Annotated in this window: 12 protein-coding genes; 10 read left to right on the top strand and 2 right to left on the bottom strand. The window is 50.6% G+C overall.

Going from position 1 to position 12,166, the window contains the following annotated elements; translation table 11 throughout:
• Positions 1 to 15: 15 nt before the first annotated feature.
• Positions 16 to 816 (top strand): TIGR03943 family putative permease subunit, encoded by an 801-nt coding sequence (locus ACFQNG_RS02105; protein ID WP_379863162.1) that lies wholly within the window; start codon positions 16 to 18, stop codon positions 814 to 816.
• A 51-nt stretch (positions 817 to 867) separates the two neighbouring features.
• On the opposite strand, the gene gnd is transcribed toward ACFQNG_RS02105, so the two are convergent.
• The gene (gene gnd, locus ACFQNG_RS02100; RefSeq protein WP_379863160.1) at positions 868 to 1,767 is read right to left on the bottom strand and encodes a phosphogluconate dehydrogenase (NAD(+)-dependent, decarboxylating); all 900 of its coding nucleotides are present in this window, start codon (positions 1,765 to 1,767) and stop codon (positions 868 to 870) included.
• Positions 1,768 to 1,994: 227 nt separating this feature from the next.
• Between gnd and ACFQNG_RS02095 the strand changes: the two genes are divergently transcribed.
• Positions 1,995 to 2,330: a phage holin family protein gene (locus ACFQNG_RS02095; protein ID WP_379863159.1), complete on the top strand. Its 336-nt coding sequence runs from the start codon at positions 1,995 to 1,997 to the stop codon at positions 2,328 to 2,330.
• Between the two features lie 450 nt (positions 2,331 to 2,780).
• Here the strand turns inward: ACFQNG_RS02095 and ACFQNG_RS02090 are convergent, their stop codons facing one another.
• Complete coding sequence (locus ACFQNG_RS02090; protein WP_379863158.1) at positions 2,781 to 3,422, bottom strand: class D sortase; 642 nt, start codon at positions 3,420 to 3,422, stop codon at positions 2,781 to 2,783.
• Between the two features lie 248 nt (positions 3,423 to 3,670).
• Here ACFQNG_RS02090 and ACFQNG_RS02085 point away from each other — a divergent pair, with 248 nt between their 5' ends.
• From ACFQNG_RS02085 to ACFQNG_RS02050, 8 genes are all read left to right on the top strand, one after another.
• Positions 3,671 to 4,204, top strand: a complete 534-nt coding sequence (locus ACFQNG_RS02085; protein ID WP_379863157.1) for a sigma-70 family RNA polymerase sigma factor — start codon at positions 3,671 to 3,673, stop codon at positions 4,202 to 4,204.
• Positions 4,197 to 5,558: a DUF4179 domain-containing protein gene (locus tag ACFQNG_RS02080; protein ID WP_379863156.1), complete on the top strand. Its 1,362-nt coding sequence runs from the start codon at positions 4,197 to 4,199 to the stop codon at positions 5,556 to 5,558. Before ACFQNG_RS02085 ends, ACFQNG_RS02080 begins: the two co-directional genes overlap by 8 nt.
• A gap of 264 nt (positions 5,559 to 5,822) precedes the next feature.
• Entirely contained in the window at positions 5,823 to 6,815 is a 993-nt protein-coding gene (locus ACFQNG_RS02075; protein ID WP_379863155.1) for a PucR family transcriptional regulator, read from the top strand.
• A 102-nt stretch (positions 6,816 to 6,917) separates the two neighbouring features.
• The gene (locus tag ACFQNG_RS02070) at positions 6,918 to 8,027 is read left to right on the top strand and encodes an ABC transporter ATP-binding protein (RefSeq protein ID WP_379863153.1); all 1,110 of its coding nucleotides are present in this window, start codon (positions 6,918 to 6,920) and stop codon (positions 8,025 to 8,027) included.
• 71 nt (positions 8,028 to 8,098) lie between these two features.
• Entirely contained in the window at positions 8,099 to 9,031 is a 933-nt protein-coding gene (gene hprK, locus ACFQNG_RS02065) for an HPr(Ser) kinase/phosphatase (protein WP_379863152.1), read from the top strand.
• Between the two features lie 567 nt (positions 9,032 to 9,598).
• Positions 9,599 to 10,663 carry a prolipoprotein diacylglyceryl transferase gene (gene lgt / locus ACFQNG_RS02060; protein WP_379863151.1) on the top strand — a complete coding sequence of 355 codons (1,065 nt, stop codon included), beginning with the start codon at positions 9,599 to 9,601 and terminating at the stop codon, positions 10,661 to 10,663.
• 71 nt (positions 10,664 to 10,734) lie between these two features.
• Entirely contained in the window at positions 10,735 to 11,385 is a 651-nt protein-coding gene (gene ppaX / locus ACFQNG_RS02055; protein WP_379863149.1) for a pyrophosphatase PpaX, read from the top strand.
• A 6-nt stretch (positions 11,386 to 11,391) separates the two neighbouring features.
• Positions 11,392 to 11,895, top strand: coding sequence for an acyltransferase (locus ACFQNG_RS02050; protein ID WP_379863148.1), 504 nt, complete (start codon positions 11,392 to 11,394; stop codon positions 11,893 to 11,895).
• The last annotated feature ends 271 nt before the right edge of the window (positions 11,896 to 12,166 follow it).

Raw genomic sequence — 12,166 nt, 5'->3', positions numbered from 1 at the left:
AATGGGGGTACGACTGTGAAAGCATGGTTGCGTGTGGGCATTTGTTTGGGATTGGCGATTCTGTTGGTGCAACTGATTTTGACGGGCGAATTGCCGTTGTTTGTCAATCCCCGCTTTACCTGGTTGATCATCGTCAGTGTCCTGATCTTGGTGTTGCTGGGATTGGTGCAATTGTGGAACATGAAAGGGCAGGAGATGCATCGGATCGGGGCTTGGGGCTACTTCATGTTGTTTGTGCCGATTGCGTTGTATTTGCTGATCCCCCCAAAAGCGCTGGATGCGTCGATTGCGGCCAAAAAAGGGGTGACTTACCTGTCGGCCAAGAGCGTCAACCAGCAACAACAAGCGAAAGCGTTACAGCCATCCAAGTCCAAGCCGGATGCCAACCCGACGGCGGATCTCACTGTGCCGGAAGACCCGTACAAAAAGTTTATTCCACAACTTCAACAAGAGTCCGTCATTGCCCTGACTCAGGAAAAATATGCGGATTACTACAATACGCTCAATTTTTATCCCCAAGAGTTCAAAGGGAAAAAGATCAAGGTGAAGGGTTTCATCTACCGCGATGAGACGATGAAGAAAGACCAACTTGTGGTGGGACGGTTCTCCGTTACCTGTTGCACGGCGGATGCGATTGTGGTTGGCTTTTTGACGGAGGGGAAAGAGACCGCTTCACTCAAGGTGAACGACTGGGTGGAAGTGACCGGGACGCTGGATGTGGGGAGGTATGACGGCGTTGATATGCCGGTGATCAAGCTGGAGTCGGTGGAGAAAGTCACACCATTGAAAGATCCGTATGTCTACTTTGTGTATTAATGAAATCAAGGGCGATTCCTTCATGCGGAGGAATCGCCCTTTCACTTGACCTTATTCTTTCGTCACAACGGCATGTCCGCCAAATTCGTTGCGCAGGGCGGCAACCACTTTGCCATGGAACGTGTCATCTTCCAGCGATCGATAGCGCATGAAGAGGGACATGGCGATCACCGGGGCGGACGCTTTCAACTCCAACGCGGTTTCCACCGTCCATTGCCCTTCGCCGGATGCGTGCATCACGCCGCGGATCTCTTCCAGTTGGGGGTCTTTGGAGAACGCGTTTTGCGTCAGGTCCATCAGCCAACCGCGAATGACCGAACCATGGGCCCACACGCGGGCGACGTCTTCGTAGTCATAGTCGAACTGGCTTTTGTCCAACACTTCGAAACCTTCGCCAATGGCTTGCATCATGCCGTACTCGATGCCGTTATGCACCATCTTGAGGAAATGGCCGCTCCCGCCCTCCCCGGTATAGAGATAGCCGTTTTCGACAGCGAGGTCACGGAAAATCGGCTCAATGATTTGGAAGGCTTCTTTGTTGCCGCCAATCATAAAACATCCGCCTTGACGCGCTCCGGCCATCCCTCCGGACGTGCCCACATCCATGAAGTGAATGCCGCGCTCCGCCAACGCTTGGCCGCGTCGCAAGGAATCTTTGTAATGGGAGTTGCCCCCGTCGATCACGATATCCCCCGCAGCCAAGTGCGGAACAAATTCATGGATGACATGGTCGACCGGCTCCCCCGCTGGCACCATCATCCAGATGATGCGCGGGCCCGTGAGTTGGCTGACGACATCCGTCAACGAGGAAGCCGCCACGGCTCCTTTGGTCGCCAGCTCTTGCGCCGGTTCGGGGTTCACATCATAGGCGACCACCTCATGCCCGTGGTCCAACAGATTGAGGGCCAAATTCATGCCCATTTTGCCGAGTCCAATCATGCCAAGTCTCATCTCATACACTCCCAACAGTTAATCAAACGATCAACGATAATCGTCATTCCAAATTCAACAGTATACTACAAAGAGAAAAAAAGTTCATATGGGATTCGCATACCCAAGCAGAAACAGGTTTGAGAAGTTGCCTGCGTGGTAGCTAATAAAAAGGGTGTGCAAATGGAGCGCAGAACATGTAATTATTGGGGCTATGGATTGAAAAAAGAGACAGGGGGAAGGCACATATGGGTTTATTGGTACGGTTTCTGGCCAGTGCGATTGCGGTTGTCATCGCGGCCAATTGGATTCCGGGAATAGAAGTGAGCAGTTGGGGAACCGCATTTATGGCGGCTTTGGTATTGGGACTGATCAACTTGATTGTGCGTCCATTGGTGATGCTGTTGACGTTGCCCATCAACTTGTTAACACTGGGCTTGTTCTCATTGGTGATTAACGCGATCCTGTTCTGGTTAACCGGCGCGTTGGTGGATGGATTTAATGTGGATGGCTTTGTGCCGGCCTTTTTGGGGGCCTTGCTCGTGGCGGTGGTTACTTGGATCGCGGACAAATTTGTGGATTAGGTATGCATGGGAACAAAAAGAAGCACTTCCCGCCCTCTCGCGGAAGTGCTTCTTTTTTACTTGAGACTCCACACGGCTGAAGCCGTGGGATTCTTGGGTAGTTAGCGCACTCAATCCATTTCTGCTTCATGCAACTCCCAAGTTCAGGGCTGTCCCATCAGCCCGTCCCATGCAGTTCTACAACTCATGTTGCATATACCCACATGGGCGGAACGCCTATTACCAGCGTTCTAGTTCCGTTTTACTCACTCTCATGATTTTACCCAGTGGGAGAGATTGGTTCGCCACTGGAACACCATATCATGACGTACAGAGGAACAAAACCCACTACCAGTGGGATGAGCATCGCTCATGCGTTGGATTATACTGAAAATTGTTGCTGTTAACAATCCCATAAAGGGATTACCGAGCAACGCCGACTTTCATCCCATCCTTGAAAGAGTTGGGCTTTCAGTCGGCAACTTCTGTAAACGGCTGGTTCTTTGGATCCTTCTTGATGTCGATCAATTCAGCGCGGATGATATAACGGTCGGGGGCATCCCCAATATAATCAAAGGGATAGCAAGTGGTCAAGGTCAACACGGGGCGGGGGATGGGCACGATGACGGTCCGGTCGGAAGCTTTGGTGATCCAATATTTGCGGAATTGGTAAGTGAAGATGTTGCCATTGTACCGAACTAAAAGCTTATCCCCCGCTTTGAGGTCACCCAATCCGCGAAAGACGGTGTCGCGGTGCCCGGACAAGACCACATGCCCGGTTTCGCCAGGATTGACGGTGCCATATCCTTCATAGAGGCCCACCCCTTTTTTGAGGGATTCCTCATCCGTTCCTTGCACGATCGGCAAGATGGCTCCCATTTTGGGAATGACCAGTTCCCCCACTTTGGTGCCGTTGGGAACTTGGGCGCTCGTATCCTTCTGTCCGCGCAACAGGGCGGGTTGCTTGCTGGTGTCGTTCCAGTCGTCCGAAAAGGACATGGCCAACTTGGGATCGACCACCGCGATGCTGATTTCGTTCCACCAATTGAATGCGTTGTATCCTAATATGAGTGCCCCGGCGATCATAAAGAGCCAAGCTACTTTTCTGGCCACGCGCATCACTCCTTCGTGCCGTGCATACCCGATTATTTTTATATTTCCGTTTCGGTCAACCTAAATCCTTCACTATATTCATTCGCATATAGAAGAGATTTTGTGTCCATGGCTTGTCATGTTTGATCAGGGTTTCATTTTTTTCTTATCATCCGTGAACCGATTTCCGTCCAATTTGATCTAATCATTAGTAATGGATTCAAACAAGTTAATCTTTTAAACCATTTATTGGAATAGGGCGAGGAGGTATGACGGTGGATATCGCAAAAGAAGCCCGCTTGGCGCAGCAAGGCGATCGAGAGGCGTTTGTCCGCTTGATTCGCCAGTTTGAGCGCAGCTTTTACCGCGTGGCCAAGGCGATCGTGAAGAAAGATGAAGACTGCGCAGATGTGATCCAAGAAACGATATTGCGGGCTTACCAATCGATCGAGAAAGTAAAAGAGCCTCAGTATATAAAGACGTGGATGATTCGCATCCTGATCCATGAATGCCAGCGGATGTTGCGCAACCGGAAAAAGGTTTTTCCCCTGGTGTCGCGTCAAGCATCGACATTGAGCCAAGAGCCCAATTGGGAGGCGTTGACGCTGCGGGAAGCGGTGGACAAGTTGGAGGAACCGTACCGGTTAGTGGTCATGTTACATTACTTTGAAGAATTGACGGTGAAGGAAATCGCGGAAGTGATGGAGATACCGGAAGGGACAGTGAAGTCCCGCCTCTATCGGGCCAGGCAGGATCTCCAAGCGGCTCTTTATCCACAGGAAGGGGCGATCAATGGTGAATAAGCTGGATCAAGTGATGGGTGAGTTGGTGCGACAGGAGCGACAAGGTGCCATTCCAGACGCGGTGCAAAAGCGAATCGATGAGACCCTCGCCGCTTTGCCGGAAAAGCGAGTGCTGAAGCGGAAACGCTGGGCTCTCCACGGCACGGTCGCGGCTACTGTACTGATGGGGCTTGCGATCGGCTCTGGTTTTGTTTCGCCGACGATGGCGGAGGCGTTAAGCAAACTTCCTTTGATTGGTTCGGTGTTTGAGGACTTTGGGGATACAGGGTTAAAGCAATCATCGCAACAAGGGCTGACGGCGACGGTCGGCAAAAAGGTTCAAGTGGGGAAAGATTCGGTGGAAGTGAAGGAAATTTTGTATGATGGAGAACGGCTAACGGTCGGATTCGTGTGGAAGGCACACCAAAAGATAAAAGAGCTCCCTGACTTTGGCTATAAAGTGAACGGCAGAGAATATGGGGGCGGGTTTGCGTTAAAGGGTGGAATGAAAGATGACCATACGTTCAATGGGATATTGGACATTGACGTGCATCAGACCTTGAGTGATTCGTTTACCCTCAATTTCCTCGTTCACGATAAACCCCAAGTTGGTAAACGGCAAAAAGTCTTGGCCCAATTGGACATCCCCGTGAAAAAGGCGAACAGCAAAGTTGATAAACACTCCCTAAATCATATCGAGAAATTGGGTGATACCACTCTGAAGGTGAAAGAGATCAGCTTGGGGCCAAGCTCCACCGAGCTGGTGGTGGAACGGACGCATAAACATCTGCCCGATGATTTTCTCGAACAACCACGAGTTGATTATACATTGATTGATTCTCGCGGCATCGTGTTGCAGCGCCTTGATCGAAGGGGATCCGGGAATAGGGGGGTGTTATTTGATCGATGGACGTTTGCCCCGGTGAAGCAGAATCCTACTCACTTTGAAATCGTCTATAAAGAAATGAAGCCTGACTTGTATGGCAAGCCTTCACCTCTCGGCGAATTCAAAGTGACGCATCTCCCCACCCCCGATCAGCCGATCCGTGTCCCACTGGGGGAAGCGGGAACAATCATGGTAAACCAAATCGAGTTTTTGCCAGATAAAACAAAAGTGCATTACCAAGTGAAAATGAATAAACCTTGGCACAATCCCTTTGACTATATGCATGTGCTTGAACTGAAAGATAAAAACGGAAGAAAATATCATGACAAAAACTTCCCGCGAGTGGAAGATGCGGATACTTATTTATTTTTGATGGAACTGAAGCCGATGAAAAAAGAGCAGATCCAATCCTTTGTGGCACCTCAAGTCACCTTTGATCCACAAATCAAAACGCTCAAATTCAAAGTGGAGCTGTCGGGGAAAAAATAAAGGGCCCAGCCTTCATTCCTCATAGCGACCATCTCACGCCATGAAATAAAAGACCCCTTCATTTGAGGGATTCAGGAACGGAGTTTGGCAACGGAGCTACTTCCCGATAAGGCGACCAAGGAACGCAGACTCAAAAATCGACTCCGGGTCCACTTTGTCAGCAAGCTCGACCCCTCCATTTTAGGGGTTTTTGCCTTTTACATCAACATAAAAAGCGCTATGCTAAAGGTATAGGGCACAAGGACGGACAATGAGGTGACGCAGATGAATCCATGGAACCGGGAACAGGAACGAGTCAAACAGGTCGAGCGAATCATTGGAGCCAAAGCTAAACGAGTGGAGCCGTCACAACGGGAACCGGATGGGCCGGTCTTTCAGCTCCCTTCAGGCAAGAAAATCACTTTCGACGTGGTATTGTCTGAGCGGGAGCATGCATTGGTGCAATGTTTGCTGAGGGGGGAAGCGGCGCATGCGGTGAAGCGGGGCAAAACGCTACAGGATTGGATCAAAGCGGTGCTGGAAGGAGAGAATCCGCTTCCGCTGTCGGAGCATTTCAGCCATCTCCATCCCAGTGACCGGATTCCTGCGTTATTGCTGTTTGAGCAAGGGTCGTCTTTTTTTGTGAAAGAGGATTTGTCTGCGTTATTCGACACTTATTTTTCAGAGCAGAAACCTTGGCTGATCGAGCTGAACGAGCGGGAATGGCTGGTGTTTGCCCCGCTTCGGGAGTGGATTGGCGCAGATGTGTTCACCTTTGAAGCGGAAGAGCTGTTGCTGCAAGCCGCCAATGGGTTGCAAGGGGCCTTGGCGGATGAATTTGGGCTGAAGACGAACATGGTCTTGACGACACCGATCTCTTCATGGGAACAGCTCCCCGGCATGTGGAAACGGCTGGTGCAAGTGCGGGAAGTGGTTTGTTCCTTCCGCACGGAACAAGCCATTTGGGTTACGTGGAAACCGCGGCTGGAACGGTTGTTGATGCAGCTGGACAGAAAGGCCATCACGGCGTTTTTGGAGGAGATACCGGGTTTGACCATATTGAAAGAGGCGGAGATGCAAAAGACGATTGACATGTTTTTGCGGTTGGACCTCAATGTCAGTGAAACGGCACGCCATCTGTTTTTGCATCGGAATACGCTTCTCTATCGGTTTGACCGGGTGAAGCAAGAGACGGGACTGGATGTGCGCCGCTTTGCCGATGCCATGCTGATCAAAGTGATCTTGCTGATGTTGAAGCACCATGAGACAAGAAGATGAAATCGCACAGAGCTTTTTGTAGGATTTGTACAGTGCTCATACCAACAAACTGTACTAGAATAATCCTATCAGTCAGAAAACGCTTTCAGGGGGAATGCAACGATGGCTCAAGTGCGTTTAAACCATATCGTGAAAAAATACGGGGACAATTTAGTAGTGAAAGACTTTCATCTTGATATTCAAGATAAAGAGTTCTTGGTATTAGTTGGTCCATCCGGTTGCGGAAAATCAACCACCCTGCGCATGATTGCCGGATTGGAGGAAATCTCTGAAGGTGAATTGTATATTGGCGATCGACTGGTGAACGATGTTCCGCCAAAAGATCGCGACATTGCGATGGTATTCCAAAGCTACGCGCTTTATCCACATATGTCCGTTTATGAGAACATGGCGTTCGGTTTGAAACTGCGCAAGTTCAAAAAAGACGAGATCGAGAAACGCGTGCGTGAAGCGGCGAAGATCCTCGATATCGAGCACCTTCTGGATCGCAAACCCAAACAGCTCTCCGGCGGTCAGCGCCAACGCGTCGCACTCGGACGCGCCATCGTTCGCGAACCGCAAGTATTCTTGATGGACGAGCCGCTGTCCAACTTGGATGCCAAATTGCGTGTGCAGATGCGCACCGAGATCAGCAAACTGCACCAACGCTTGGAAACCACTGTCATCTACGTAACCCATGACCAAACCGAAGCGATGACCATGGGTGACCGCATCGTCGTGATGAAAGATGGCGTGATCCAACAAGTGGATACGCCAACCGAGATTTACAATAACCCCGCGAACTTGTTTGTGGCGGGCTTCATCGGATCCCCGGCGATGAACTTCATCGATGGTTCGTTGGTGGAAGAAGGTGGCGAAGTCTACTTCCAAACCCAAGGCGCCAAAGTGAAAATCCCCGCGGGCCGTGTGCATGGATTGCGTGAGCAAGGCTATGTGGGCAAAGAAGTGATCTTCGGGATCCGCCCAGAAGCCGTGCATGATGAGCCAGTCTTCATTGAAGCTTCCCCGGAAAGCAGCTTTACCGCCAAAGTGGAAGTGGCGGAAAACATGGGTTCGGAAATGTACCTCTATGTGAGCGGTTTTGGTGACAAATGGCTGACCGCCCGCGTCAACGCCCGCACCCACTACGGTCCGGGAGCGCAAGTTTCCCTGGCGCTTGACATGAACAAAGCGCATATCTTTGACAAAGAAACGGAAAAAACGGTACTGTAATAATAAGCCGATGAGGAGGGCGACTGGGTGCACCAGTCGCTTTCCGCGTATGTAGATTAGGAGAGTACAAGATGAGCAAAGTGACGATTAAAAGCATCGTTCAACAATTTGATTTGGAAGTGATCTGCGGTTGGGAACAGTTGGACACGCGCCATGTCACCGTTGCCGATTTGTACCGCCCCGGTTTGGAATTGGCGGGCTTTTTCACCTTCCATCCGGTTGAACGGTTGCAGTTATTGGGGAAAACGGAACTGTCCTTTATTGAAGGGTTGACGGAAGCGGAGCGGCAAGAACGGTTTGGCCGCTTATGCCATCCGGAGATCCCTTGCTTTATCGTGACCCGGAACTACGATGTGCCGCCTGAACTGGTTCATGCCGCGAAAGAGAAAAAAGTGCCCATCTTGCGGACCGAGATGGGGACGACTCGCTTTGCCAGCAAATTGACCAACTATCTGGAAAAGTTGCTGGCGCCCACCACCACGATGCATGGCGTATTGGTTGACATCTACGGCATCGGGGTGCTCATTACCGGTTCCAGCGGCATCGGAAAAAGCGAAACCGCCTTGGAACTGGTGAAGCGGGGGCATCGGTTGGTGGCCGATGATGCGGTCGAGATCACCCAGACGGAAGAAGGCAGCTTGGTTGGGCACGCACCCGATTTGATCCGTTACCTTTTGGAAATCCGCGGATTGGGCATCATTAACGTCATGACTTTATTCGGTGCGGGTGCGGTTAGGGATAAAAAGCGGATTTCCTTATCGATTCACCTGGAAGCTTGGCAAGAAAAACGCCAATATGACCGGTTGGGACTGGATGAAGAGAAAATTCGCATCATTGACACCGAGCTTCCCAGACTGATTGTCCCCGTGCGCCCGGGGCGAAACTTGGCGGTCATCATTGAAGTGGCGGCGATGAATTTCCGCTTGAAACGGTTGGGATACCACGCAGCGCAACAATTTGTGCAAAAGTTGGGCGAAGTGATCGATGAAGGGGACGATTATTGATTAAGGCCGGCAAGCAGGGCTCTTTCCATGGGGAAAGAGCCCTGTTTGGTTTCCTTCTTTGCGAGCGCATGCTTGACTTCCGCCATGGGGGAAACGTTCCTGAATCTGACACTCCGCGTTTAGCGAGGTTTTACGGTTCGGATTCCTTCGGGAACGGGAAGAGTGGACGACCTTGGCGACAGACTTTGGGTTTGGGCCAGTGCGGAAAAAAAACAAACTGGACTGGTGTGTCCAACAGGCATCCGGGTGTGAAACAAGTCCCTTTTCCATCCACCACGACCACGCTTGCTTTTTTCCTGCATTCCAGACAATCGTAGTGTTTGTTTGTGCTTTTATCAGAAAAATATGTGGGATGCAAAATGAATACCTCCGGCAATTGTGTATCCTATTTTAATAAATCAGACATTTCGTGTCCATAGACGAGTTAGAAAAAATGGTGAAAAAGGGAAATTGTGGGATCGGGCCGGGAAATTGCCCGATTCTGTTTTTCACCTTTTCCTATTCAAATTTTTTACGATAAAATACAAGAGATAACAAGTGCAGAAGAAAGAAAGGAGCGTGTAAACCATGTGGCAAGCAGTGATTGATCCGATTGCTTTTACGCTAGGTCCGCTCAATGTGCATTGGTATGGCGTGATTATGGGCACAGCCGCATTTTTGGGATTGATCTTGGCTGTTCGGGAAGGCGAAAGGCGTGGCTTGGATAGTGAAACGATTCTTGACATGATGCTTTGGATTCTTCCTTCCGCCATTATCGGGGCACGTCTATATTACGTTTTATTTGAATGGGAATACTACGCTATGCACCCCGAGGATATCGTGGCCGTATGGAAAGGCGGACTGGCGATTCACGGGGGCTTGATCGTAGCCTTTCTCGTTGGATACATATTTGTGAAGAAAAGAAACATCCCTTTTCTGCAAATCGCCGATATTTTGATACCCAGTGTGATTTTGGGGCAAGCGATTGGACGGTGGGGGAACTTCATCAACCAGGAGGCCCATGGCGGTGAAGTGAGCCGCAGTTTCTTGGAGGGACTTCATCTGCCCAACTGGATCATTGACCAGATGAATATTCAGGGAGTCTATTACCATCCGACTTTCCTCTATGAATCCCTGTGGAACCTGGTCGGGTTTGGCTTGCTTTTGTTCATCCGAAGCCGAAACCCCCGCCGCGGTGAAGTGTTGTTCAGTTATATGATCTGGTATTCGCTCGGTCGGTTCTTCATCGAAGGCTTGCGGACAGACAGCTTAACGTTTACGGGGCCGGACTGGCTGGCACAGGTGATGGAAGGATTATGGTCACCGATGTTGTTCTTGTTTGACCCGGGTCTGATGGATGAAGGAAATGTGCGTATTGCCCAGCTGATGAGCTTAATTCTGGCCTTGATCGGCGTCTTTTTCATCATATGGCGTCGGGCGACGGGCAAAGCGACGGTTTCCTACCGGGGTGAAGTCGTAACCGAGGCAACGGAAATTCCCCAGCAGGCGGATGTGGTGGAAGGACCGGAAGAGAAAGCGGAAGAGACCGTGGACAAGACAGCGGACGGACAAGAGGAATCCGCAGCGGAAGCAACGGAGAGTGAGGAAACGGCAGGCGAAGATGGGAAGAAGGAAGGCAAATCGGAAGCGTGAATTAGGGAACATAAGGAGGTGAGTCCCCTCATCTCCTTCTTTTATGTACCAGCAAACAATGAGGTGACAAAGTGAAGTACTCGGTTGTATTGTTTGATTTGGATGGAACATTGATTGATACCAATGAATTGATTCTCTCTTCTTTTATGCACACTCTGGAATCCCATTGCCCGGGAAAATACACGGAGCAGGATGTCTTGGCTTGCATGGGGGAGCCTTTATTTGACCAGATGCGTCGGTTTGATGCGACGCAAGCGGAGGCAATGGTGAAAACTTACCATACCTACAATGAGACGAAGCATGATGAGCTGGTGAAGGAATTTCCCCATGTGCGGGAAGTGTTGACCCGTTTGCACGAAGCCGGTGTCGTCTTGGCGGTGGTATCCAACAAGCGGCGCTTGGTTGTGGACATGGGATTGAAGTTGTTTGGACTCGATTCATTGATGTCTGCCGTCGTCACCGTGGACGATGTGGAGCGGGGCAAGCCTGAACCGGACATGATCATTCTCGCTTTGGAAAAGTTGGGAGCAACAACGGAGCAGGCGTTAATGGTGGGTGACAGTCGTTATGATCTCATGGCGGCGAAAAAAGCGCACGTGGCCGCGGTGGGAGTCGGTTGGAGCTTGCATGCGGATGAGTTGAAACAGTATGAGCCCGAGCATTTCCTCGAAGATATGCGCCAATTGCTAGACATTGTGGAGATTGAATCAACCGGGGGATGACGGACGATGAGAAAAACGGATCGCTTTCCCGTACAGGGAAGCAACGCATTGTGGCAACTCTATCAAACCATCCCGTTCGCAAAAGTGTTTTGGAATACGGTAGTTATCCTGATCGCCCGTTATCTGCCTTTTTTATCGATGAAGCGATGGTTATACCGCACCTGTTTGCGGATGGAAATCGGGGAAAAGACGGCCGTGGCTTTCATGGTCATGCTGGATTTGCTGTATCCGGAAAAGATTCGGATCGGCAAAAACACCATCATCGGTTATAACACGACCATCTTGACGCACGAGTATTTAATCGATGAATACCGGCTGGGTGAAGTGGTGATTGGCGATCATGTGATGATTGGCGCCAACACGACTATTTTGCCCGGAGTGACCATTGGTGATCATGCGATGGTGGGGGCGGGTTCGGTGGTGACCAAAGATGTGCCCCCTTATGCGTTGGTGGCGGGCAATCCGGCGCGGGTGGTGCGGGAACGCAAGTTGGAATCGAAAGGTATCTGATCATGGCATCAGGTACCTTTTTTTTGCATCCACGGTGGGGTCGGCCCACATGGGAACGAAGCGGTGGAAGGAACCCCCTGTTTCCAGGGGATAAGGGTTCCAACCCGGCGCAGGATAAAAACAAAAAGGAGTGAATCGCCAATAGATGGCGGACAATAGGGATTGACCACTTTTAAAGTGAGGGACAAAGGCGATTCTCCGTTCTGGAACAAGTGCATTGACCAGGTTTCTTCCTGTGACGAAATGTGTCGCCGACGCCCATATCCTCAAT

The organism is Laceyella putida (assembly GCF_042665195.1).
Taxonomy (GTDB): Bacteria; Bacillota; Bacilli; order Thermoactinomycetales; family Thermoactinomycetaceae; genus Laceyella; species Laceyella putida.
Note: the sequence above shows the minus strand (reverse complement) of the source record. Positions and strands in the feature narration are given on the sequence as shown.

Bases quoted from the DNA above. Each gene is read 5' to 3' on its own strand.
- ACFQNG_RS02050 (WP_379863148.1), top strand. From the start codon at position 11,392: ATGAGAAAAACGGATCGCTTTCCCGTACAGGGAAGCAACGCATTGTGG.
- ACFQNG_RS02075 (WP_379863155.1), top strand. From the start codon at position 5,823: ATGAATCCATGGAACCGGGAACAGGAACGAGTCAAACAGGTCGAGCGA.
- lgt (WP_379863151.1), top strand. From the start codon at position 9,599: ATGTGGCAAGCAGTGATTGATCCGATTGCTTTTACGCTAGGTCCGCTC.
- gnd (WP_379863160.1), bottom strand. From the start codon at position 1,767: ATGAGACTTGGCATGATTGGACTCGGCAAAATGGGCATGAATTTGGCC.
- hprK (WP_379863152.1), top strand. From the start codon at position 8,099: ATGAGCAAAGTGACGATTAAAAGCATCGTTCAACAATTTGATTTGGAA.
- ACFQNG_RS02070 (WP_379863153.1), top strand. From the start codon at position 6,918: ATGGCTCAAGTGCGTTTAAACCATATCGTGAAAAAATACGGGGACAAT.
- ACFQNG_RS02085 (WP_379863157.1), top strand. From the start codon at position 3,671: ATGACGGTGGATATCGCAAAAGAAGCCCGCTTGGCGCAGCAAGGCGAT.
- ACFQNG_RS02095 (WP_379863159.1), top strand. From the start codon at position 1,995: ATGGGTTTATTGGTACGGTTTCTGGCCAGTGCGATTGCGGTTGTCATC.